This is a genomic window from Halorubrum sp. CBA1229, from assembly GCF_003721435.2.
Classification (GTDB): Archaea; Halobacteriota; Halobacteria; order Halobacteriales; family Haloferacaceae; genus Halorubrum.
Genome location: NZ_CP054585.1, coordinates 1,606,220 through 1,628,860, shown reverse-complemented (window position 1 = coordinate 1,628,860; position 22,641 = coordinate 1,606,220). Strand labels below are relative to the sequence as shown.

19 protein-coding genes and 1 tRNA gene are annotated in these 22,641 nt (G+C 66.8%); 9 read left to right on the top strand and 11 right to left on the bottom strand.

Going from position 1 to position 22,641, the window contains the following annotated elements; translation table 11 throughout:
• Nucleotides 1–845: 845 nt before the first annotated feature.
• Nucleotides 846–4,583, bottom strand: coding sequence for a hypothetical protein (locus tag Hrr1229_RS08105; RefSeq protein ID WP_255212469.1), 3,738 nt, complete (start codon nucleotides 4,581–4,583; stop codon nucleotides 846–848).
• Between the two features lie 578 nt (nucleotides 4,584–5,161).
• On the opposite strand from Hrr1229_RS08105, the gene Hrr1229_RS08100 reads away from it, so the two are divergent.
• Nucleotides 5,162–6,241, top strand: a complete 1,080-nt coding sequence (locus Hrr1229_RS08100) for a transcription initiation factor IIB family protein (protein ID WP_123113367.1) — start codon at nucleotides 5,162–5,164, stop codon at nucleotides 6,239–6,241.
• 273 nt (nucleotides 6,242–6,514) lie between these two features.
• Here the strand turns inward: Hrr1229_RS08100 and Hrr1229_RS08095 are convergent, their stop codons facing one another.
• The 3 genes from Hrr1229_RS08095 to Hrr1229_RS08080 all read right to left on the bottom strand — a co-directional run bounded on the left by Hrr1229_RS08095 (nucleotide 6,515) and on the right by Hrr1229_RS08080 (nucleotide 8,848).
• Nucleotides 6,515–7,207, bottom strand: coding sequence for a hypothetical protein (locus tag Hrr1229_RS08095; RefSeq protein WP_123113368.1), 693 nt, complete (start codon nucleotides 7,205–7,207; stop codon nucleotides 6,515–6,517).
• A gap of 266 nt (nucleotides 7,208–7,473) precedes the next feature.
• Nucleotides 7,474–8,202 (bottom strand): site-specific integrase, encoded by a 729-nt coding sequence (locus tag Hrr1229_RS08085; RefSeq protein ID WP_255212468.1) that lies wholly within the window; start codon nucleotides 8,200–8,202, stop codon nucleotides 7,474–7,476.
• A 307-nt stretch (nucleotides 8,203–8,509) separates the two neighbouring features.
• Nucleotides 8,510–8,848: a hypothetical protein gene (locus Hrr1229_RS08080; protein ID WP_176329382.1), complete on the bottom strand. Its 339-nt coding sequence runs from the start codon at nucleotides 8,846–8,848 to the stop codon at nucleotides 8,510–8,512.
• A gap of 92 nt (nucleotides 8,849–8,940) precedes the next feature.
• Here Hrr1229_RS08080 and Hrr1229_RS08075 point away from each other — a divergent pair, with 92 nt between their 5' ends.
• Nucleotides 8,941–9,255: a hypothetical protein gene (locus tag Hrr1229_RS08075; RefSeq protein WP_123113370.1), complete on the top strand. Its 315-nt coding sequence runs from the start codon at nucleotides 8,941–8,943 to the stop codon at nucleotides 9,253–9,255.
• 431 nt (nucleotides 9,256–9,686) lie between these two features.
• Here the strand turns inward: Hrr1229_RS08075 and Hrr1229_RS08070 are convergent, their stop codons facing one another.
• The 4 genes from Hrr1229_RS08070 to Hrr1229_RS08055 form a co-directional block, all read right to left on the bottom strand.
• Entirely contained in the window at nucleotides 9,687–9,827 is a 141-nt protein-coding gene (locus tag Hrr1229_RS08070) for a hypothetical protein (protein ID WP_176329381.1), read from the bottom strand.
• Between the two features lie 25 nt (nucleotides 9,828–9,852).
• Nucleotides 9,853–10,341 (bottom strand): type II toxin-antitoxin system death-on-curing family toxin, encoded by a 489-nt coding sequence (locus tag Hrr1229_RS08065; protein ID WP_123113371.1) that lies wholly within the window; start codon nucleotides 10,339–10,341, stop codon nucleotides 9,853–9,855.
• A 269-nt stretch (nucleotides 10,342–10,610) separates the two neighbouring features.
• The gene (locus tag Hrr1229_RS08060) at nucleotides 10,611–13,088 is read right to left on the bottom strand and encodes an MMPL family transporter (protein WP_123113372.1); all 2,478 of its coding nucleotides are present in this window, start codon (nucleotides 13,086–13,088) and stop codon (nucleotides 10,611–10,613) included.
• A gap of 3 nt (nucleotides 13,089–13,091) precedes the next feature.
• On the bottom strand, nucleotides 13,092–14,786 hold the full coding sequence (locus tag Hrr1229_RS08055) for an exo-alpha-sialidase (protein WP_255212467.1): 1,695 nt from the start codon (nucleotides 14,784–14,786) through the stop codon (nucleotides 13,092–13,094).
• A 241-nt stretch (nucleotides 14,787–15,027) separates the two neighbouring features.
• Between Hrr1229_RS08055 and Hrr1229_RS08050 the strand changes: the two genes are divergently transcribed.
• Together Hrr1229_RS08050 and Hrr1229_RS18155 are read left to right on the top strand one after the other, a co-directional pair.
• A complete protein-coding gene (locus Hrr1229_RS08050; RefSeq protein WP_123113373.1) occupies nucleotides 15,028–15,645 on the top strand; it encodes a TetR/AcrR family transcriptional regulator in 618 nt (205 codons plus the stop codon).
• A gap of 388 nt (nucleotides 15,646–16,033) precedes the next feature.
• The gene (locus Hrr1229_RS18155) at nucleotides 16,034–16,159 is read left to right on the top strand and encodes a hypothetical protein (RefSeq protein WP_255212466.1); all 126 of its coding nucleotides are present in this window, start codon (nucleotides 16,034–16,036) and stop codon (nucleotides 16,157–16,159) included.
• A gap of 84 nt (nucleotides 16,160–16,243) precedes the next feature.
• Here the strand turns inward: Hrr1229_RS18155 and Hrr1229_RS08045 are convergent, their stop codons facing one another.
• Nucleotides 16,244–17,362, bottom strand: a complete 1,119-nt coding sequence (locus tag Hrr1229_RS08045; RefSeq protein WP_123113374.1) for a HAMP domain-containing sensor histidine kinase — start codon at nucleotides 17,360–17,362, stop codon at nucleotides 16,244–16,246.
• A 157-nt stretch (nucleotides 17,363–17,519) separates the two neighbouring features.
• On the opposite strand from Hrr1229_RS08045, the gene Hrr1229_RS08040 reads away from it, so the two are divergent.
• Nucleotides 17,520–18,203 carry a haloacid dehalogenase type II gene (locus tag Hrr1229_RS08040; protein ID WP_123113375.1) on the top strand — a complete coding sequence of 228 codons (684 nt, stop codon included), beginning with the start codon at nucleotides 17,520–17,522 and terminating at the stop codon, nucleotides 18,201–18,203.
• Between the two features lie 6 nt (nucleotides 18,204–18,209).
• The gene (locus Hrr1229_RS08035; protein ID WP_123113376.1) at nucleotides 18,210–19,019 is read left to right on the top strand and encodes a glucose 1-dehydrogenase; all 810 of its coding nucleotides are present in this window, start codon (nucleotides 18,210–18,212) and stop codon (nucleotides 19,017–19,019) included.
• A 45-nt stretch (nucleotides 19,020–19,064) separates the two neighbouring features.
• Here Hrr1229_RS08035 and Hrr1229_RS08030 read toward each other — a convergent pair whose 3' ends face one another.
• Entirely contained in the window at nucleotides 19,065–20,147 is a 1,083-nt protein-coding gene (locus Hrr1229_RS08030; RefSeq protein WP_123113377.1) for a hemolysin family protein, read from the bottom strand.
• A gap of 151 nt (nucleotides 20,148–20,298) precedes the next feature.
• On the opposite strand from Hrr1229_RS08030, the gene Hrr1229_RS08025 reads away from it, so the two are divergent.
• Complete coding sequence (locus tag Hrr1229_RS08025) at nucleotides 20,299–21,234, top strand: hypothetical protein (protein ID WP_123113378.1); 936 nt, start codon at nucleotides 20,299–20,301, stop codon at nucleotides 21,232–21,234.
• 183 nt (nucleotides 21,235–21,417) lie between these two features.
• On the opposite strand, the gene Hrr1229_RS08020 is transcribed toward Hrr1229_RS08025, so the two are convergent.
• A tRNA-Val gene (locus Hrr1229_RS08020) sits at nucleotides 21,418–21,491 on the bottom strand.
• 61 nt (nucleotides 21,492–21,552) lie between these two features.
• Between Hrr1229_RS08020 and Hrr1229_RS08015 the strand changes: the two genes are divergently transcribed.
• Together Hrr1229_RS08015 and Hrr1229_RS08010 are read left to right on the top strand one after the other, a co-directional pair.
• Nucleotides 21,553–22,032 carry a DUF192 domain-containing protein gene (locus Hrr1229_RS08015; protein ID WP_123113379.1) on the top strand — a complete coding sequence of 160 codons (480 nt, stop codon included), beginning with the start codon at nucleotides 21,553–21,555 and terminating at the stop codon, nucleotides 22,030–22,032.
• A gap of 70 nt (nucleotides 22,033–22,102) precedes the next feature.
• Entirely contained in the window at nucleotides 22,103–22,510 is a 408-nt protein-coding gene (locus Hrr1229_RS08010) for an SHOCT domain-containing protein (RefSeq protein ID WP_123113380.1), read from the top strand.
• Nucleotides 22,511–22,641: the final 131 nt, after the last annotated feature.

The following is a 22,641-nucleotide window of genomic DNA, read 5'->3' as shown; positions in this document are numbered from 1 at the left end:
CTCACGGGAGAACAATATTTTTTGCGGGCGTAGCCGGTGGTTCTTGACGCTTCTGTTGTGGAGTGTCAGGCGGATTCGGCGGGTGTTTTGACCACAGGGCAGCCGTCGTGTTTTATGACACTACGAGTTGCCCATGTCCCACCGGTGACCACCCTTGAATTCGGGCTATCGCACCGTACTCGGTCGTGTTTCAGCGACTGCGCCGTCCGCAAGATCCACAGTCGAAACGAGTGAAAACTCCGACAGCATACTCCGTAATAACCTTCGTTTCAGGTGGACTGCCCTCCGTCCTGATCGATGAAATCGGCGTGACACGGGCCGTAACGCGGCCGTCTTTCCGGGGGTGTTCGATCCCCGCCGCGATCGGCGCCGTGTGCGACAGCGGCGCTATATATTTCAGATTTATGTGAGAACGTATTCGAACTGTCGCACCACCCCCGACAACACGGGGGTGGTACGGCAGATCTTTGATATCGTATTGCTGAGATATTTAGCATACCGACGTGTCGTGGCGCGGCGACCGTTGTCACGAGTTGTATCTGATCCCGCTGCGGGCAGGCGGTTTGTTGCTGTCTGGATCGCCGGGCACCACTTCACCACACGAGCCACGCGGCTGTGGCGTCACTCGCGGTGGTGAGAGTAGCTTTCACCCGTACGTGACGGGGTTCTTGCGGACGGCACAGTGGCTGAAACACCTCGATTTGTGGGCCGCTACGCTCGCTTTTCCCCTCAGCGGCCACCTGCGGGGTGGTTAAGCTTGGACCACCATGTGCTGCCAGCGTCTGTGGGGGCCCGGCCGTGCCCCAGGTGGTTCCACCACGCCACGGCGCGTTCGCTGCCCCCGATCACGCCCGGTCGAGATACGCATCCCGGGCGGCCTGAAACGTAACAACGTCCGTGAGCCCTGGCTGGTCGATGGTGAACATGTCGGGTCGGGTCTGTTCGCCGTACGTTTTTGCGACGCGCGCCGAGCCCGTCGCGGGGTCGTTGAGCGCCGTAATCACCTCGTGGGCGGCCGCCCGGTTTTTGACGATCCAGACGGCCGCCGCCGGCTCTTGGGCGGCGAGCTTGTCGTAATCGGCGGGGATCGCTTCTACGGCGTCGTTGTTGATCCGCTCGGCTTCGAGCGCGGCGACGACGTCGCCGGCCTCATCGACGGCCGCGGCATCAAGCCGCCCGTCGGCCACCTCATAGTACTCTTCAACCCGGGTGGCCGGCGACTCAGGGTCGGCGACGTACTCGTGTTCGAGCAGCTGTGTGCCCACCTCGACCATCGCCACATGAAGGCTGGATTCGCTGAGGTCGCCGGCGCCGGCGCCGTACGCGACGCCCTCCCGGTGGCGCACGCCGATTGCGTCCCGCCCCTCCGGCGTGACGGTATACAGCGTATGCGGGTACCGACAGTCCCGGCTGACCAGCCCCGCCTCCCGGAGCTCATCAACTTCGGCGGCGTCGATGCCAACGTACTCCTGAAGCCGGCGCATACTGTCGCGGGTGATGTCGTACTCCAACTCGGGGTCGTACTGGCCCTGATGCGCCGAGTACACCGCTTGGAGGAACCGCAGGCCGGCGTCGCTGATCGCGCTCTCCTGGCGTTCAGTGTACGTGAGCTTGAGCGGCAGCTCACAGATCGGGTACGCGGCGCGATCAACGGCGCCCGGATCATGACAGCAGACGACCGCCGCGCGGAGGCCGTCGGGTGACGGGTCATACCGGGTGTCACAGCCCGTACAGATGACCGCGTGGCGCTCGCCGTCGTACGCGACGGGCTCGGGGAGCCGGTCGGTGTACGGCAGCGCCGAATCAACGCGGGTCGGCGCGTCGTCAGCGGCCGCATCCGTTGGCTCGGCCGCCTCGGTCGTCGACCCAGTTGTCGCCTGCGTGGCCGTCACGTCGAGCCCGTACTGCTCGCGGGTGCGCTCGCGCAACTGCTCGGAGCGGGTGGTAAAGGTGGCCTCCCGTGCCGGCCGGAACCCGTCGCCGTCGGGATGGCCCGGCGGCAGCGGCGCGCTCGCGAGCAGGAACGGCCGGGGTGGCTGGGTGTTGAAGGGGGCGGGCAGCCGGGCCAGCCAGTGGCCCCGCTGGAGCGACCGCAGCCGGTTGCCGACGGCGCTCGGCTCCAGATCGGCGGTGGCGAGCCGCGTGGCGAGTGCGTCATCGACGGGGACGCTCCCCGTGATGATCGTCGAGACGTTGTTGAGCAGCTCCACGTACGCGGCCTCGTCGCGGACCCGCAGCTGGCCGGGGAACTGCGTGGCAAGCGTCACGCCACAGCCGAACGACCGGACCTGCGCGAGGAAGTCATCGATAACACCGGAGCTGACGAGCTGGGCCGCCTCCTCGAGATACAGGTTGACCACCGGCCGATCGGCCGGCTCCGTCGTCTGGGCGCGCCGCTGGAGCGCCGTCCACAGCTTCGAGAGGACGGTCCGGGCCACCGCCTGCTGGCTGGCCGCCCGGAGGTCGCCGGTGTCGATAATGACGACCGCGTCCTCATCAATCACCTCCCGCAGGTCGAAGTGGGGATCGTCATCGTCCGGGACGTGATTAAACAGCTGGCCGAGCCGCTGGTCGAGCGGGATCTTCTCGATGCGGTTGTGAACCCCCTGAAGGAGTTCGTCAAACGTCTGTTGGCTGTTGGCGGCGACGTTGTACAACATCGACTGAAGCTCATCGTCGACCACCGGCGGTGGCTCGCCCGTCTCATGAAAGCGGGCGGCCGCCTGCTGGAGCGCCCGATGGGTGAACGCGTCGTCGCCGTGGACCGGATCGAAGAGCGCTTTCACCAGCTGGCGGATGATGTCGGGCGAGCGGACTGCTTGGTGGAACTGCTCGGGGCCCATGATGGCTTCGAGAATCTCGATGTAGTGGTCGGTGAGATCCTCGACGGCGGTCGCCCGATCGATCCCGGCGGCCAGCTGCGGCCGGATATCGAAAAACGACAGCGCCGGCAGCGTCTCGCTACAATCGAAATAGTAGACGTCCTCGAGGCTCCCGGTCTCGGCGTAATGCGCGCGGAGATACGCCTCGGCGGTCGCGTCGCCTTTCGGCGTGATGAGGATGTCGGCGCCGTCCGTGGCGGCCTGATTGGCGAGTATGCCGGTGAGGAGACTCGTTGATTTGCCGGCGCCGGTCTTCCCGAACCACGCGACGTGGAGCCGCTGGAGCGACGGCGGCACCGCCACGGTGTCGCTGGTGGGCTCGCCGTCCTGATCAAGCGGCTGGCCCAGCGTGAGCCCGGGCTGTTGATACCGGGCCAGCTGGTCGTCGGGTGGCGGCGGCAGCGCCGTCCGGTCGGCGCCGGGCGGGTCGACGGCGCGGTCGCCGCCCGTGGTGAGCGCCGTCCCATCGAGTAAACAGAGTGCGGGCACCGTCCCCGCGTCCATGATGAGCGCGCGGCTTCGGTTGCGGGTCCACGGCAGCTTCGTCTTTGCTGTTTCGTAGCTGGGCTCGTGGACCGCGCGCTCCTGAATTGCTGTACAGACCGGCTCGACCGCGTCTCCCGTGTGGACGGAGCCATCGATCGTGTAGTAGTCGCCGCTGAGCGCCTCCAGGGCAGTGGTGAGCCGGCGGGCCAACCCCTTCGCGTCGGGGCCAGCAATAACACACCGGGCCGACACGCAAAACGCGTGTTGCGGATCGGCGGCGGCGATCGCGTCCTGCCGGCCGATGACGGCCGGATTGTCCCACTCGCGGGCGGTGGTGGACGCCTGGTCGGAGTTGGTTCTCTCCGGCCCGCCGAGCAGGAAGTCAATAAACCGCGCGCCCATGGTGTCGCGCCCTTCCTCAAGCTGGAACTGGCGGTCGTGCGCCTCGCTACGCCAGTCGTCGTAGCGCTGGCAGACGATCTGGACGGTGACGGCCGCGGTCGTGTCGGCCAGCGTCTCCGCGAGCACCGCCAGCGGTAGCTGGGCGTCGTCGTCTTCCTGAAACGTAGCGAACGGGGTGAGCCGGGTTTGCCAGTCGTCGCGCCGCTCGGCCTCGCCAATCCACTTGACGGCCGCACGGGTGGGATCGTCGGTGGGTGGTGCGTCCGGGTCGTCCGTGGGTGGCGTGTCAGCGTCGGCGGCTGGGGCTCGTGGGTCGGGCGGCTCGTCGCCCGTGGCTGTGGGGTCGGCGGCATCGCCCGGCGGCGCCGGGGTGGCGCCGTCCGTGGCTGACGTATGTTCAGTGTCGTCGGTCGTGGCTGGTGTATCTCCGTCGTCGTCGTCCGTAGCTGGCGTATCTTCGACGTCGTCGGCAAGCGGGGCGACGGGGTCAGGTGTCGCCGGCGTGAGCTCGTAGGCGTTCGGGCAGGCAGTGCGGAGCGCTTCTTTCAGCGCCGCCTGCGGTGCGTCCTCGATGCCGGCATAGAGGCTGAGCTCGGCGTCGGCACCTGCCGGTCGCTGGAGCCGGAACTCGATGGTGGGCGGTTCGGTGCTGAACAGCCGGTCGCGCCAGCCCTCGGTGGGGGTCTCAATCGTATGGAGGCGACAGAACCCCTGCTCGACGGCAGCCGGCGGCAGCTCGGTGTCGGTCGGGCGAATGCGGAGGTGGCTGTGCTCCGGGGACTCATCGGATGGGGGATCGGCAGCGCGCCCCATACTGTGTATCATGGTACCACGACCCACATTAACGTTCCGCCGATCTGGCTGTGAATCAAACGCTGCTGGGTGGGGTGTGGGACGCGGCCCACCGTTGGGCTGTGGCGGGTGTGGGCTCGTGCGCTGTGATGAGGGGCCCCGCGCAGCCGCCGGGGGTGTGGCGCTTGTGGTCGCTCGCGGCTGGTGCGTGTGTGTGCCGGCGCGCCGCGCTCGCCGCTGCCGCCCGGCGCGTCGCTCGCGACCGACCATTCCGGGCTGGCGCGGCCTCGCTCCGCTCGGCCGCGTTCCGGGCTGAAGTGAATATGGTCTCGGCGCCAGCGGGAAAGCGCGGGGGGTTGCGCGGCGTGGCTGCTCACCCCCCACGCTTTCTCCGCTGGCCGCTCGCGCCGGGCGGTCTCGCCGCGCGCGGCTGGCTGTGGGGCCGCCGTGCGGGCGCGCTCTCGCTCGCGCCCGGAGGGCGCTCGCGAAGGCGCGAGCGAGAGCGCGCAGCCGACGCTGGCGGGCGGTGCCGTCGACGAAATCCCCGTGTCAGAGCACGGGGAGTCGGGCGCTGTCGCGAGCGCCTTCGGAGAACCGCGATGTCACGTACGAACGCGAGCGAAAAGACGGTTTCGGACGCACAGCTCCCATCACCAGCTGAACGCGGGCACACTCCCACGGTCGAACACGCGCCCTCGACGCGGGCGGTGTGTCCCGAGTGTGAGAGTCAGGTGATCACCAACGACGAGACATCGTTCTGTACGGCCTGCGGGCTGGTTGTCGCCGACGAGTGGGTCGATCGGAGCCCGACGCTGAACGACCTGGGCCTAGTCGGAGACGCCGACCAGAGCATCGAGACGGTGGACCCGCTGCGGACGGACAAGGGCCTCCACACGAAGATCGGACGGAACACTGATGGACACGGCAATCCCCTGAGCAACGAGCAGTGGGAGACGGTCCAGCGGTTGCGGAAGTGGCACAAGCGCATGCAGTTCGGCGCAAAGCGCAAGCGAACGAAGCGGCTCAACGAAGGGCTGCGTGACGTCGAGATGATCGGCGGCAACCTGGGGCTCCCGGACCACGTGACCAAACAGGCGGCCCGGTACCTCCGACGGGGCTCGGAGGCGCGGCTGCCGGGCGGGCGGATGGCCTGGGAGTCGCTCGCCGGTGGCGCCGTCCTCTTGGCCGTGCGCGACGCGGCCCTCGACCGTGAGGCGATCGATGAGGCGGTCGCCACCTACGCCAAAGCACCCCGCGAACGGGTGTGTGCGGCGGCCCGGAAGCTCCGGTGTGAATGCGCGCTCGACGTGCCCGTCACTCGGCCCGACGCCGTGGTGACGGTGCTCGAGGGGCTTGAGGGCGGTGCGCTTCCCGGTGCCCGTGCGGTTCGGACGTGGCAGCTGGCCCAGCACCTGCTGGCACTCGCCGACCGGGTGCCGGTTGGGCCGGGGACGCCCCGGGCGACGGTCGCAGGCGCGGCGCTGTACGCGGCCGACCGGCTCCTCGACGGCTCGCAGCTCACCCAGCCGCAGGTGGTTGCGGCGGTCGAGCCGATTGTGCCGACCTCGCGGCACCGGATCGGGCGGTACAGTCGGGAGCTCGTCGACGCCTACAAGGCCGCACACGGCACCGATGACCCGGCTGTCGGACTCGAGGCGGGTCGCGACAGCCGGCGGTGAGCGGGGCGGCTCTCATTTTTTCGGCGGCCGCCACCCGTGGACGCCCCACCGCCCCACCCTCCGCTCCGTGCTCGCTCCCTGCGGTCGCTGCGCGCGCAGCCACGACCTCGACATATACTCTGTGATTTATGCCGGAAACCGGAAAATGGGTACATGACTTGCCGTGTTTGTTCTACCTCTCGAGAAGTGTGGGCGTGCCCGCACTCAGAGCTGCGCATAAACATCCAGTGTTCCTATCCAGAGCTATCGCTCCAGTAGGAAATGAAGCTGCGTCTAGTCTGCGCCTGCTGGTTCACTCTCAGCCTTGAACGAGGCGAGGGCTTGGAGCGCATTCGACTCCGCAAGCAGCTGCGCCTTCCCGTCCCGCTTGAGTGTAGTAATTGTTAGGCGATCGGGCGTCATCGGCTTCGGTAGATTCTTGCTGTCGAACGAGACGACCTCACCCTCCTCATCCCGCTGGAACGACACTTCTCGCCCGAAGACGTGGTTTGAGTCAATATCGCGATGCGGTGCGTCCTTTTCGAGCATGTGCGGTGGGCTCGTAATAATTGTGATGACTGTTCCTTCGGACGTATTGAGGAGCAGGATATCACCGATATTGACCTCGAACAAGAATCGTCGGATACAGTGAGCCGCGTTCCCGGCTTTCACCTTTGTTTCCTTGTTCATCCGTTTGTGAGTCTGGTCACGAACAGCGTCCCAATCTACATCGCCGGTAATCTCGTCCCGGTACATTTCAGCGAACTTGTCCTCGGTGATCGTGGTCCCAGCCTCCGACCAATCTAGCGTTGTCAAGGCCACATCGTTCCGCAGGGCTCCCCAGTCCGAGATTGTAGCAACACCCGTATCGAAGAGGTGCTGAGTCATCTTCTCGAGAGAGTCTTCGTTCTTCTTGTTAACTAGGTTCATCTTGTAGACACCTTTCTGCCTGAACGTCTCTCGAAGCAGCGCGGTTGTGGGCTCCATATCCCACCCTTTGAGACCTATACCTCTTGAAGTTTATGGTCTTCAAAACGTAACTACGTGATTAGAACTAATTTAGTTGTTTTTCTATTATTGCTATACAACTAATTTCTCTACTCTAGGGTGCCTAAATCGCAAATGTAGGAATGATTACAGGGAGAGAATAGATATCACTCATACAAGTGTGATTAATATCTCCCAGTAATTCGCAGAGCTATTGGCTTGATACCGGGAATTTATTGATAGTCACTACAGCGGTTTAGCTTCGTTCACGAGCCACTCTTTCGCATCCTTCGCTGACCCGCTCTTCCCGCGTTGATGAACCCCTTCTCGTCGCGATTGAGCACATACACGTCCTCAAACGTCGCCGGCAGGTTCCCGTATGAGCAGATCCAGTTGCCCTCCAGCCTCGCGAGCCCGTTTGCGTCAACCCAGAAAGTAGCCCCGTCGTGTAGGAGGAAATGATCAAGCACCAATAATTGAAGAATCGGAACACCTCGACCGTTGTCGACGTCGAGCGCTCGCACCGAACCCATCCGAAGCATCGTGTGCCACAGGAGCGTCGCGGTCACGTGGTGGATCGAGGCGTACTCGTATCGCTCGAGGTACGCAAGCATCGTCTCGGCGTCCTCGGTCTCGAGCATCACGTCGCGACTGTTCTCTCGGGGTGTGATATCGGGCGAGCGGACCTTCTTGTGGAGGTCCTGCTCGACGGCGTCGACTGACTCCAGCCACTTCACGAAGACGCGTAGCGTGTCCATCTGCGTCTTCTCGCTCACCTTCGTGAGGTCGCCGACGTTGCGCCGCCAGAGCTGGAACTCCTGAAGCCGCCGGCCGGTCAGCTCGTTCAGGTTCTCGATGTCGCGTTCCGCACACCACCGGAGTAGGAAGCTCAGGCGTGACTTGTGAGAGGCGACGGTCGCGTCCGCGACCGAGGTTTCTTTCTCCGCGATGTACAGCTCGAATGCCGTTTCGGGGTCGATTGGTTCGAGTTCCATGGTTTGATCGATCTCGAACCACACGAAGGCGCGGCCTTCGACACCCGTTCAGCGAATCACCAACGTTTCCGCGTTGGGGTCGCTATCCCGTCGCGTCCGTATCGTTCTCATCGCATGACTGCGGCAGGGTAACTACCGGAATACTGCGAGGCGTGTGCTCTCGTTCGACGGATGGTTATTCACTGGTGCAGCGGTGAGGTTCGCGTACATCCAAACTGGGCTCCGTAGAGAAAATCGATCGTTGATTGACTTATTGGATGGAGCAACGGATACCTCAGGAGACTCAGCGTACCCTCGCGGACAGCTGCTACTCGCCGACGTTGTTGAGCGCGCTGTTTAGCTCGAAGAGTTCTCGGACGACGTTACTGTCCGCGACCCGGTATCGGCGTGGTGACGTGTTCGGAACCTCCTCGATGAGTTCGACCTCGATCAGGAGGTCGGTGTAGTTGCCGACGGTCTGGCGCGTGACGCCAGCGTGTTCCGCGAGTTCGGTCTTGTTGAACTCGCGGTTCGGCGGGAGATCGAGCAGCGCGTCTACGAGAATCGGGATCGCATCGTGCTGCGTGAGGTAGAGCCACCCGCTCGGGTGCTCCTTCCGGAGCTTCTTCTTTGCTCCGCGGTCGTCCGCCTGTTCCATACTACTCATACACAGAGACACCATCTGTGTGTGTATAAGTGTTCCCACTGGCGTTAACTGTCATTAACAGTCTTTATTTGAGAGTGGATTCACTTCCCCCTATGGAGAAGCCGTCGGTGAAGTGTGCCCTCCTGGCGACGATGATAGCGAAACACAAGTGGGGCACACCGATCGCGGAGGAGGCGCTCCTCAATCTCTCAGCGATCGACGGCGACTACCCGACTGCGCGAGAGGTCTATGCCGACCTTCGCAGCGAATCGTACATCACTTACCGCGGAAACCGCGGTATCGAACTCAACAAGAGCCGCTTCGACAAACTCGCCGACGTCCTCTACCACGAATGCGGTTGGGAAGACTGGGAGATCGATAGTCGTCTGAAGCACTATGAGGGTATCGAGGAGCACGATTGGAAGTAAGTCCTCCATACAGACCGACCAAATCCGCACTGAGCTGGGGAGGCCCGACGCGAGATGTCCGTCTTGTATCTCGCACGGATGGCACATACTATTAAATCAGTTGTCAGAAATGTCGGATTTGAAACAGCCGAATTCAGCCGCCTCACGACTGAAAGGTTCGGTCGTTCGACAGACGAACCAGCACCCGTCGCGCCCATATCGTTCTTATCGCATGACAGCGTCGGGATAGACACCGTAATACTGCGAGGCGCATGCTTTCGTTCGACAGGTGACCGTCCACGGATGCATCAGTGGGGTTCGCGTACATCTCAGGAGGCAGTAGAGAAAATCAATCGCTGATTGACCCATCCACCTCGCTTGATCGGAGAGACGGCCTCGAATTCGACGGGATCCAACTACTGTCTGAAGAAGATCCAGTCAGTACAAGGCACTTATTCGTCTTCGAGAGCGTCGTAGACTTCGCGGTTCGCATCTCGGTCGTCCGCCGCGACCCGCCGAACCAGTTCCCGCCGGATGTCCTCCATCACGTCGTCAAGCGGAGAGGTCGTTTCTGCGCCTTCTTCGGTGGCCATACCTGAATGGACGCTTCGAAGGCCGTTAATCGTTCGGGTCCGAGGAATCGCCGGTCAATCGGTCTAGCCCGTACCGGACGAGTTCGTCTCGCCATGCTTCGATCTCACCGGCCAGATCGAGTGCTTCGGTGTGGGATCGGAGATAGTCGGTGGTTTCATCCTCATCGACGGCCGCTTCGTCGGTGCCGAACGCTTTCAGAATCGTTCGCACTTCGTCGTCGTACTCGAACCGATACCCGTTGAGGAAGTAGAAGACGACCGTCAAGTTGAGCGCAGTGCGTTTGTTCGCATCGACGAAGGGATGATTGGCAACGAGGAGACGGAGGAGGTGATACGCTTTCTGGTGGATGGTTTCCGGCGCTGAGCCGAAGCTCCCCTCTTCGACGTAGTTCAGTGCGAACTCGATGTCACCGCGGTTCCGAACACCGGCGGGAGTATCGGGGTACTCCGCGACGACGTCGTCGTGGATGGTGACGACGTCTTCGACGGACGGGTACCACAACGAGTCGGCCATTCGCTCCAATCTCGATACTACACCAGTGTAGATGTTGCTATGATGAGACGGGAGAGTGATGTCAGAAATCGCTTTTTTCAGGACGCCGATTGCGACCGTCTCACGCCTGAAAGGTCGATCCGTTCGACAGTCGAACCAGCGCCCGTCGCGCTCTCACGAACCGGTTCCCGACTACTCGAGACGGAGCCGACGCCCTCCGCGTTCACGCAGCGGCAGGCGTCTGATCCCCGTCGTCACAGCGGCGTTGAGAGAGCGCGCGGACCGCGACTTCAGTAGTGGCGGTCCACGGGCAGGTCGGCGCTCGACCGCGCGCCGTGATACCGCTCCCACAACAGCACGGCCGGGGGGAGCGCCACGACCGTGAACACGAACGAGTACAGGACGCTCAGCGCGGTCAGTAACCCGAAATCACCAAGCACGGGGGTGATCGCGAGCGCGAGCGCCCCGGTTCCGAGCGACGTGGTCAGCATACTCCCGAGGAGGGCGCCGCCCGTCCCGGAGAAGGTGATGACCATCGACTCGTAGGCGTCTGCGTTCTCGTTGAACTCGTCGACGAACCGGTGTGTGGCGTGGACGGAGTACGCGATGCCCAGCCCGATCGAGATCGAGAGGATCGTCGCCGTCAGCGCGTTCAGCGAGAGCCCGAGGAACCGCATGGTCCCGAGCAGGAACGCGATGGCGATGAGGATGGGGAAGAGGTTCACGATCCCGAGCAGCGGTTTCCCCTCTAAGACCCCGTACGAGATGACGAGGAAGACCCCCGTCAACACCATCGCGAGGATCAGTCCTTGAATCGCCGAGTTGAAGATGATGTCTGTCACGGCGTCGAACACGACGAGCTGCCCGGTCGCCGTCGCCGCGAACCGGAACTGCGTGGCGAACTCCCGCGCGTCGGCGGACGCTTCGCCCTGGGAGGAGCCGGCCTCGATCGCGTACTCGACCTGCGCGGTTCGCCGGTCCGGCGTGAGATACTGCGCGGCGCGGTCACCGGCCGGCGAGGCGAACAGCTCGTCGTAGATCCGTTCGAGGTTGCGGTCGGGGATCCCGTTCCCGTCCACGTCGCTGCGAGCGACCAGCCGGGCGAACTCGGGGTCGCGATCCGCCTGCGTTTGGATCACGGTGACGATGCTGGTCGGGCGTGCGCTGCCGCCCTCACCGACCGCGAGCGCGCCCGGCGGATCGTCGTTCGGCGCTGCGAGCGCCTCCAAGGCGTGGTCCTCTTGGAAGTTCCCTTCGAGGTATATCGTCACCGATTGGTCTTGGTTCGTCGAGAAGCGGTCCTCCAAGAGCGTGATCGTCTCCGTGACGGTGTACTCGCTGGGCGCGAACGGCTCCGGCAATCCGGTCACGTACTCGGGCAGCTCTTCGGGCGGGAGGAAGTCCTCCGTCTCGAAGGAGGTGTCGACGCCGCTCCCGTACGCCGCCGCCATGCCGCCGGTGACGACCAACACGAGCACGAAGGCGATCGGGGCGTACCGGCTGATCTGTGCGGGGAACGTCAGCAGTCGGCCGAGGGCGGAGTCGCTCGAGGATATCGGCGCCGAGTTGAACTCGGGGACCCCGTACGCCTCGCGGAGCTTGTCGACCTCCAGTTTCGCCGCCGGGAGGAACAGCCCGAAGATCAGGAAGGTGAACATGATGCCGGTCGCCGAGGCGATACCCAAGTCGCGGATCGGGCCGAGGTCCGAGATCACGTTCGCGCCGAATCCGAACACCGTCGTCACCGTCACGATGACGAAGGCGATCATGAGCTGGTTGTTCGCCTCGCGCATCGCCTCGAGGGGTTCGTACCCGGTGACCGCCTCCTCGCGATAGCGGTTGATGATGTGGATCCCGAAGTCGACGCCGACGGCGAGCAACAGCACGGGCACCGAGATCATCGGCTGGCTGAACGGGATCCCGGAGAAGCCCAGGAAGCCGAACGTCCAGACGACGGTCATCAGCAGCGCCAACAGTCCCAAGGCGAGATCGATCGGATCGCGGTAGGCGACGACCAGGAACAACAGCAGCAGGAGCACGACGACCGGCATCACGATCGTGAGCGAGTCGACGATGACGTTGGCCGTCTCGGCGTTCGTGACGCCGGCGCCGAACGCTCGGATATCGCCGGGCGAATCGGCCGTGATCGCTTGGATCGTCGTCTGCAGCTCCTGGAGGTCCGCGTCGGTGAAGCCGGCGGGGACGTCGTGAGACACGACCGTGATCGAGGCCGAGGCGCTGGCGCTCGTCGGGTTGAAATCGGTCGAGACCGCCCGGCTGAAGCGCGGGTCCTCTTGGAGCGCGCGGACCGTACGACGGATCTGCGTGGGACTGGCGTCCTCCAGCGCGCGTCGCTGCTCCGGGATCGTCGTCGCCGACGGATCGATCGCCCTCGCGACGACCGTCGCGGGCCCGTTCGCTGACGCGACCCGGAGATCGTCGCGGCGCGTGAGCTCCTCGAGCAGTCTGAGTTCGCGGACGAGCGCCTCCTGCGTCAGGACGTTTCCGCCGGTGTGGATGAGTTGGGTGGACTCGCGCTCCGGCTCGAAGGGGTCGTCGAACTCTTGGTTCACCGCGTCGAGCGCCTCCTGCTCGTCGAGTCCTTCGGTGAACGCGTCGGTGGCGCCGGTGTCGGTATTGACGAGTCCGATCCCGCCGGAGAACACCACCGTGAGCAGGAGGAACGCGACGACGACCCGTCGCGGTCGATCGACGACGACGTCGTTGAGCCGGCGTGCTCCCGCCTCGATTCGCTCACCGACCGACATCGGCTACTGCCGCCTCCGATAGACGACGAGGGCGCCGGTCGCGACCACGAGCAGCGCGACGACGATGACGGGGACGGGGAGCCCGCCGCCCTCGCTCGCGGTCACGTCGATCGGCACGCGATAGGTGTCAGACAGGTGGCTGTCGCCGTCCGCGTCGTCGTACCGGAAGTCGAGCGAGACGGGGAAGGTGCTCCCGGCCGTCGCGGAGCCGGTCGTGGTCAGCTCGAAGGTCAGCGTCGTCGTCTCGCCCGGCCCGAGCGACCGGACGTATCCCGTGTCGGTGGCGCCCGTATCGAGCGGGTCGTCGGCGAACAGCCGCGCTTCGACGTCGGTCACGGGCTCCTCGAGGTTGTTCGTGACCGCGACCTCGACGGTCCGCGTACCGCCCGCTTCGATGCTGCGGTTCTCGACGGCGACGCCGAATCGGTCACGCTCCGGCGCGACGGCGGCGTCGACGGCCAACTCGTCGTAGCCGCGAACCTCACCGTCGTCGTTCCGGTACTGAACCGCGAGGTCGATCGAGCGGAGGCCGGTCTCGGACTCGCCCCCGATCGAGATGGGAAGCGCGAACTCCGTCGACTCGCCCGAGTCGAGCGACCCGACCGCGGCCGACCGCTCGATCGGAATGACGTTCGCGGAGTCGCCCGCGTACTGAACGACGACGTTGTCCGCCGCGACCGGGCCGTCGTTCGTCACAGTGCCCCTGAGTTCGCCGTCCTCGCCGACGCGTAACGTGGACGCGACGTCGCTCACGGAGAACGTCTGCTCACCGAGGGGCGCCACGCCGGCGGAGAGTCCCTCGTCGGCGTGGGGGATGCCGTCCGGCGTCTCGAAGGTGACGCGACCGGAGAGGGCGTACTGTCGGCTGGGCGCCGTCGGTGAGAACGAGGCGTCGTAGGGGACCGTGACGCTCTCGCCCGGGGCGATCGAGTCGACCAGCGCCGCGTCCGACGTCCCCTGTCCGAGCGCCAGCCCGGCGCTCGACGACTCCAACGCGACCGTCGCGTCGTACGCGGCCGTCGCACCGACGTTTCTGACCGTCGCCTCGATGGTGCCCTGATCGCCGATCTGGGCGTCGGTCGTCACGTCGACGATCCGGAAGCGCGCGTCTTCGGTGACCTCGACGTCGACATCGGCGGTGACCGTCTCCTGCCGGTCGTAGGTGACGCCGCCGGACTGCTGGCGGGTGTACGAGTACTCCAGTTCGACCTCGAGTTCGTAGTTGCCCGGATCGGTGCCGTTCGGTACGCTCACCGCGATCGGCACCTCGCGCGGGGCGGTCTCGGTCACGGCGCCGAGCGCCAGCGTTCCGGTCTCGACCGTGAGCGGGGAATCGTCCGCCTCGGCCGTCAGGCGGACGTTGCGTGCCGTGGTGACGATGTCACGCGTCTGCGGCGTCCCGAGATCGACGTCACCGTCGTTGACGAGCTGCAGCGTCACCTCGTTCGTCCGTCCGGGCGTCACTTCCGGCCGGGGGATGACGACTGACAGGTCGGGCGACCCGCGCACGACGCCGGCCACCTGTGACCGCGCAGGCGAGTCCACGGCGGTCGGCCCGGCGAGGTCCGCAGCCGCTCCGGCCCCGCCTGACTCGGTACCCGTCGAGCTCACGGGCGCCATACCGGCGGCCACGCCGACGGTCCCGCTTGTCAGCATCAACGCGGCGGCGAACACGGCGAGAAGCGTCGTCCGTCTCACACCGACCCCCTCCCGGGACGACGGTCGTCCGTATCGACGGGGGCCCGCCTCATCGCTCCACCGCCTGCGTCCGTGTCGCGTCTCGATACTGGCGATTAGAACGCACCGTGTCGTCTCCCGCCGCGGTCTGCTCCATACCCGATCACACGGCCACGAATCAATAAACACTTTGTTTTTGGGTTCACAACGTGCGATCGATGGAGCATTCCCGATCGATAGACAACGGCCGAATATCTCACCAATGAGCCGATTCACCGATCGGGATCGCGAGCGAATCCGGTCTCAACTGGTCGACGCCGGCCGAGAGTTGTTCACGCAGTTCGGGTTCGAACGCACGCGGATCAGCGATCTCACGGCAGAAGTCGGGATCGGCACGAGCACGTTCTACCAGTTTTTCGACTCCAAGGAGGCGCTGTACGTCGAAGTGCTCCTCGCGGAGCGCGAGTCGTTGGAGGGGAAGATCGCCGACGCCGTCGCCGAAGTCGACAGCCCGCGCGAGGAGGTACGCGTGCTGCTGAAAACGACGCTGCGCGAGGTGCGATCGAACCCGCTCATTTCCTCGCTGATCGTCGACGGCGAGCTGCGCGCGCTACAGGACCGCATCGCCGACGCCGAGTCCGAGGGGGAGTCGATCGCGACCGAGATCCGCGATTCGGCGCTCCCGTTCGCCGAGCGCTGGGCGAAACTCGACGCGTTCCGGTACGACGATCCCGAGCTGATCGACCAGATGTTCATCTCGCTCGTCTTTACCGCGCGGTCGCGGAACGCCCCGATCGGTGCCGACACCGACGCCGCCTACGAGGAGGTCGAAGACGCGCTCATCGAAACGATCGTCAGGGGCGTGTTCGAAGACGAGTGAGCGCGCAGACGGCGACGTCGGCGACCGCAGTAGCGCGGCTGTACCGCCCGTTTTTCTGTCACCGGGACGGCGCAGACGGTATCGGCTCCGCGTGAGACGGGTGACGGCGCGGTGCAGAGAACCCCGGTCGAACGCGGTGTGGTCGACGCCGAAACCTCGGCCGACATGTCGCGTCTGTCGCGGTGGCCGTCTCGAATCCCGCGGCGCTCCCGCCTGAGACCGACCAACGAGTTTCGGAGAGCCACGAGCGGAATCGACGGGGCTCGCTCGGTGTCGTGACGTTCGCTCCTCTCCGTTACAACTCCTATTAAAATATCCAGTCTACAAGCCGATCCCCCCACATTAGCACAAAACGCTCTTCCGTACCTGTGAATGTCACACAGTTGCGATGCCGAACGACGACCGCACGACGACCGAGGAATCGCCGATCGGAACGCGCACCCGGGTCCCGCCGACGGAGTCGACCGGGGGATCAGACGCGGAGCCGATCCGAATCGGAACGCGGGCGCCGTGACGGCGACCCGTCCACGCGCCGCGAGCGCCGCCGCAATTTTTCCGCCGACGAGACCCTCACCGCGGAGCGGTCGCCAACCCCCTCTCATTCGTCGACGGCGACGCCGGTGACCTCGAAGCGGGCGCCGCCGTCGGCGCTTTCGGTGACGCGGACCTCCCAGCCGTGGGCGGCGGCGACCTCGCGGACGATGTTGAGCCCGAAGCCGGTGCCGTCTCGGTCGGTCGTGTACCCCACCTCGAAGACGCGGTCGCGTTCCGCCTCGGGGATCCCCGGGCCGTCGTCGGCCACGTAAAATCCGGTCGGGAGGCTGGTGTCGGCGCGCGTCGCGGTGTACATCGGAGTCACGGCGCCGACGGTGACGGTGACGTCGTCGCCGGGGTCCGCCCGGCTGCCCGTGGAACCGTGTTCCACGCTGTTGCCGATAAGGTTCTCGAGGAGCTGTTTCAGCCGGCTCGGGTCGGCCAGCACCCGCCGGTCGCTCTCGACGACCAGCGTCGCGTCGCCGGTGGCGACGGTCGCCCAGCACTCCTCGACTGTTTCGCGGAGCCCGACCGACTCCAGCTCGCGCGGTTTCTCCCCCTGCTTGGCGAGGGTGAGCAGGTCGGCGATCAGCTCGAAGGTGCGGTCGACCGCGGCCGCCGCCACGTCGAGGTGCTCGCCCTCGGGGTCGTCCCGGGCCATCCGCAGCCGGCCCTGCGCGACGTTGAGCGGGCTCCGGAGGTCGTGTGAGACGCCGCTCACGAAGCGGTCGAGCCGCTCGCGCTGGCGGTCCACCTCGACCGCGGCGCGGCGCGACTCGACCGCGTTGGCGACCCGGTTGGCGAGCAGCCGAGAGGCCGGGTCGCCCTCGGCGACCCGAACGACGTCGGTGACGTCCGCCGCGAGCGCCTCGGCGACGACCGCCGAGGGGTCCGCGACCCGATCCTCGTCGATCACGAGGAGGCGCGGGACCGGTTCCGGCGCCTCGGCGGCGTCGACGAGGAAACCGAGCCCGTCGCCGTCCGCGAAGTCGACCGCGGCGACGACGCAGTCGAACCGGTCGGTCGAACGCAGCGTCGCCGCGGCGTCGGGGTCCCGGACGGTCTCGACGACGAACCGGTCGTCGCGGCGTTCGATCGACGCCGCCGCGGGCGTCGACGAGTCCGCCCCGTCGGCGTCGGCGACCGCGAGGAGGACGTGGATCGGGTCGTCGGATGGGTCCATGGGGGACGCGTTGCCGGACCGAGAGTCCCACCGATGATAAAGATTCGTGAGGTGGGGGTGCGAGCGAGGACGCGCTCCCGTCGCGGAGAATAAGGACGCGCTCCCGCCGAGGGCGACCACGGGGAGTCATGACGGGGGCGGCCGAAGGACGACGCGAATGTCGTTCGACCCCGAGCGCGTCCGAACGGTGACGTTCGACTCGTACAGCACCCTCGTCGACGTCGAGGCGGCCGAGGCCGCGCTGGCCGACCGCGTCGCGGACCCCGAGCCGGTGTCGCGGCTCTGGCGCTCGCGGTCGCTGGCGTACACGTTCGTCGCGAACGCCGTCGACGCCTACCAGCCGTTCTACGAGATGAACCGGGACGCGCTGACGTACGCCCTGCGGGCGCACGGCGTCGACCTCTCGGCGGCGGAGCGCGACGAGATCCTCGCGGTGTATCACGAGCTGGAGGTGTTCGACGACGTCCGGTCTGGGATCGAGCGCCTCCGAGAGGGCGGCTACGAGCCGTACGTGCTCTCGAACGGGAACCCCGAGATGCTCGAGTCGATGGTGGCCCACGCCGACATCGGCGACCTCGTCGAGGACGCGATCAGCGCCGACGAGGTGGAGACGTTCAAGCCGGCCGCCGAGCTGTACCGCCACGGCGCCGCCCGGACGGGGACGCCGATCGACGAGATCGTCCACGTCACCGCCGGCTGGTTCGACGTGATGGGCGCCGCGCACGCCGGGATGCAGGCGGTCCGACTCGACCGGAAGGGGACCCCGTGGGAGCCGTTCGGCGGCGAGCCGGACGACACGATCGAGTCGATCCACGAACTCGCTGACGCGCTGGGGGTCTGAGTCGCGATGCCCGAACGCGACGCAGCCACGGGAGAGGCGACCCGTTCCCCGGCAGACGCGGTGCCGGACCTCTCGGGGCGGGTCGCCGTCGTCACGGGCGGCAGTCGCGGGATCGGGCGGGCGATCGCGCTCGGGCTGGCGGCCGCCGGCGCGACGGTCGTCCCGGCGGCGCGGACGGCGGCGGAGGTCGAGGCGGTCGCCGCCGAGGCCCGCGATCTGGGCGTCGAGGCGCGGGGGATCGCCGCGGACGTGACGGACGACGGCGACGTGGACGCGCTCGTCGACGAGACCGTCTCGGCGTTCGGCTCGCTCGACGTGCTCGTCAACAACGCGGGGTTCAACCCCGACTGCGCGCTCGGCGACCCCGCCGAAATCGAGGCCGAGGCGGTCGACGACGTGCTCGACGTGAACCTCCGGGGCGCGTTCCGGACGCTCCGCGCGGCCGGCCCGTATTTAAAAGACGCCGGCGGGAGCGTCGTCAACGTCGCCAGCGTCGCCGGCGAGGTCGGCCTGCCGAGGCAACACCCGTACGTCGCCTCGAAGCACGGGCTCGTCGGGCTCACGAAGAGCGCGGCGATCGACTGGGCCCCGGAGGTGCGGGTGAACGCGGTCGCGCCGGGGTACGTCGCGACCGACCTCACCGAAACGCTCCGGAAGGACGAGCGGCTCCGACGGTCGATCCTCGACCGGACCCCGCTGGACCGCTTCGCCGACCCGACTGAGATCGCCGGACCGGTCGCGTTCCTCGCCAGCGACGCCGCGAGCTTCGTCACGGGCGAGACGCTAGCGGCCGACGGCGGCTGGACGGCGCGGTGAGGGGGAGCGAGCGAAGCCTCACGCCGACGCCGGCCGAGCGAAGCCTCACGCCGACGACGATCGGTCGTCGAGCGCGATGTCGAGCGGGTCTTCGATCTCGCCGACGACCGCCTCCAGCGCGTCCGTCGCCGTGACCAGTCCGACGACGCGCCCGTCGTCGACGACGAGCGCGAGCTCCTGGTTGGCGTCCTGAAACCGGTCGACTGCGTCGCTGATGTGCGCCTCGGGTCCGAGGGTCATCGGCGGGGCGGCCAGGTCCTCGAACGCGGCCGCGCCCTCGTGGAGCGCGTCGACCCGCTCGACGACGGACGGGACGTAGACGATCCCGAGGAAGTCCTCCGGGTCGGCGAGCTCGCCGTCGACCAGCGGGAACCGCGTGTGCGGGCTGCCGCCGATCCGGTCGAGGTTCTCCGCCGCGTCCGCCGTCGTCGAGAGGAAGACGACCTCCTCGCGGGGCGTCATGACCGTGTCGACCGTGATCTCGCCGATCGTGAGGGCGTTGAGGACCTCCTCGCGGCGCTCCGCGGTGAGGTCGCTGCGGGAGAGGAGCGAGCCGAGCCGGTTGCGCAGGTCCGCGCGCGACTCGACCCGGTCGGTCTCCGTCTCGAGCCACGCCCCCGTCATCTCGATATCGAAGCGGCGGAGCGTCCATTTGGCGACCCCGTCGCCGATGACGATGACCGGGTACAGCAGCTTCGCGAACCAGTAGAGCGGCATCGCGCCGTACCGGGCGACAAACTTCGTGCGCTCGACGCCGAGGTAGGTGGGGGTCTGCTCGCCGTGCGTCAGGTGGAGCAGGTTGATGATCACGAAGGCGACGACCGCGCCGGCGCCGACCGACGCGAGGACCGTGTTCGCGAACAGCGGCTCGAGGAGCTCGCGGAGCGCCGGTTCCGCGACGATCCCGACCGCGATGCTGGTCGCCGAGATCCCCACCTGACAGCTCGTGAGGTAGATCTCCAAGTCCTGCGTCATCTCCCACGCGCGCCGGAGCCCGGGTGCGTCGAACTCCGACTCCGAGAACTGGCGGACGCGGGTCAGGGCGAACTCGATCGCGACGAAGAACCCGTTCGCCAGGATGAGCAGGACCCCGGCCGTCAGGCGGAGGGCGACTTCGATGCCGTTCATACGGAAGGGTGGTCGCGTCGGGCTCAAATAGATGGCCACGATGCCCGCGCGGTCGGAGCGGAGACCCCCGCAGTGGAGATCGGTCGTCCGTCGCGTGCGAGGGGAGAAGCGATACCCACGGGTATATCACCGGGGCGACCGATCTGCCGCCGTGAACCGCCCTCCAACGGAGATCACTCGACGACGAGCGCTGCGGGCGATCGGCGGCGTCGGCACCGCCGCCGCCGCCCTCTCGGGGTGTCTCTCGCCGATCTCGCGGTCGGACCGCTGTCCGGGCTCGGACGAGGGGACCCTCGATCTGGACGACGCGACCGCGACCGGCGTCTCGAACGAGTTCAGCACGCCGCTCGACGGACTGCCGCACGCGACGCGAGTCACCGTCGCGGACGCGCTGGAGACGGAGCCCGGCGACGCGACTGCCCGCGGCTACTACCGGCCCGACCCGCGGACGGAGTACGTCGTCGCGGGTCCCGGAGCGGGCTACTACCGCCTCCGGGTGACGGAGCGCGACCGAGTGCGGACGACCGGTTACGAGTACGCGGTCGAAATCGATATCGACGACTCCGCGCTCCCCGACCGCGGAGCGGTCCGCTCAGTCGCGGAGATACCCGCTCACGACCGCGACTCACTTCGCGGCGCGATCGGGAATCCGGGGCTCCTTCACGCGCCGCACTACACGTCGTTCTCGGTCGTGTTCGCGTACGAAGATGCCGACGCGCGGGACCGGTCGGTGTTTATCCCGGGCAGAGACACGCGCTATCTGGAGTGGGACGGGGTACCGCTCAGGTTGACCTTCGAGGAGCGACGGACGGTGACGATCGCGAGCGCGACCGTCAACACCGAACGCGTCGCGACGTCACCGGACGGGTTCAGGGAACACGTCGGCGAGCGGCGCGGCGTCGTTCTCGACTCGCTTCCGCCCGAGCAACGGGACGTCGTGAACCGAGCGATCGACGGAACGTACGCCGAGTGTGAACCCTACTCGGAGCCGTTCGGCGACCTCCGGGACCGACTCTCGACGCGGGACGGCGGGGCCGCCCCGCTCGTTCGGTACGACGGCGACTGGTACTTCTGTCAGCTGTCCTGACCGCGAGTCGGAACGGCGTCGCTGTCGTTCGAAGGCTCGCGACAGCAACAGTGGGCTCGGGCGGGTTCGAACCGGAATCAGACGTGCTCGCTCACTGCGTTCGCTGCGCGCGACTGATAGGATTCGACCCCCCCTCGAACAACCACAGCGGCGCGGCTCACGGAGTGTTCGCGGCGCCGGTAGTGGGCTCGGGCGGGTTCGAACCGCCGATCTCAGCCTTGTAAAGGCCGCGTCATAACCAGCTAGACCACGAGCCCTCACCCGTTTAAACAGGGTCGGAGCGGAAAACGGTTTCTTTCTCCGGCGCAACGATCACCCGTGAATCGCCGTCTCGTCGGGGTCGCCGCCGGCCTCGCGCTGCTCGCCCTCGGCGCGATCGTCGCCGCCGCGGCGAACCCGGCCCTCCTGATCACGGGGTACGAGACGACGACCGTCGAGGCCGTCGACGGGGAGACCGGCGAGTCGCTCGCGACCGTCGAGGCGCGCGTCGCCGACGGGCTTATAAAACGGTACGTCGGGCTCTCGGCGACCGAGGAACTGGCAGAGGGCGAGGGGATGCTGTTCGTCCACGGCGAGAGCGACGACCACGCCTACGTGATGCGAGAGATGGCGTTCGCGCTGGACATCGTCTTCGTCGCGCCGAACGGGACGGTCACGGAGATCCACGAGGCGGAGCCGGAGTCGGCCCCGTACACGCGGTACCGCGGCACCGGCCGGTACGTCCTCGAAGTGCCGCGGGGGTGGAGCGAGCGCCACGGCGTCGAGCCGGGCGACCGGATCCGAATCGACCGAGAGTGAGACGGGGGCAGGAGGCCGCCGCCGCCCCGGCGACGAAACCGATTTCCCCCTCGCAGGCGTCGTCCCGACCATGACCGGCCTCCCCGCACGGATCGCGTGGAACCTCCGCCACCGCTGGCGGCGGGTGTTCGCGCTCCTCGTCGTGGGCGGCGGCGTCGCCGCCCCGTTCGTCACCGGGCTCTGGTGGACCCTCCCGCTGGTCTGGTTCTTCGGGCTGTTCGTCGCCCTCCCCGTGCTCCACACGCTGACGCGACCCCTCCCCGATCGGGACGACGGCGGCGACCAGCGGGAGGCCGACCCGGCGCTGGAGGCGCTCCGCGAGCGCTACGCGCGCGGCGACATCGACGAGCGGGAGTTCGAGCGACGGCTCGACCGCCTGCTGGAGACCGAGGACGCCGAGACCGTCGACCGGGGCGACGACGTCGCCGACCGGGTCCGCGAGGGGGTCCGGCGCGAGGTCGAACGGATCCGCGAGTGACCGACCGACCGCGGCGCGAGCGACGACCCAGAGGGGCCCGTTCGCGGGCGCGACCGACACCGTTTTGCGAGCCGACGCCGAGCGGGTCGGACGTGTCCCGATCGACCGACCGCCGGCCGACGCGCGCCGCC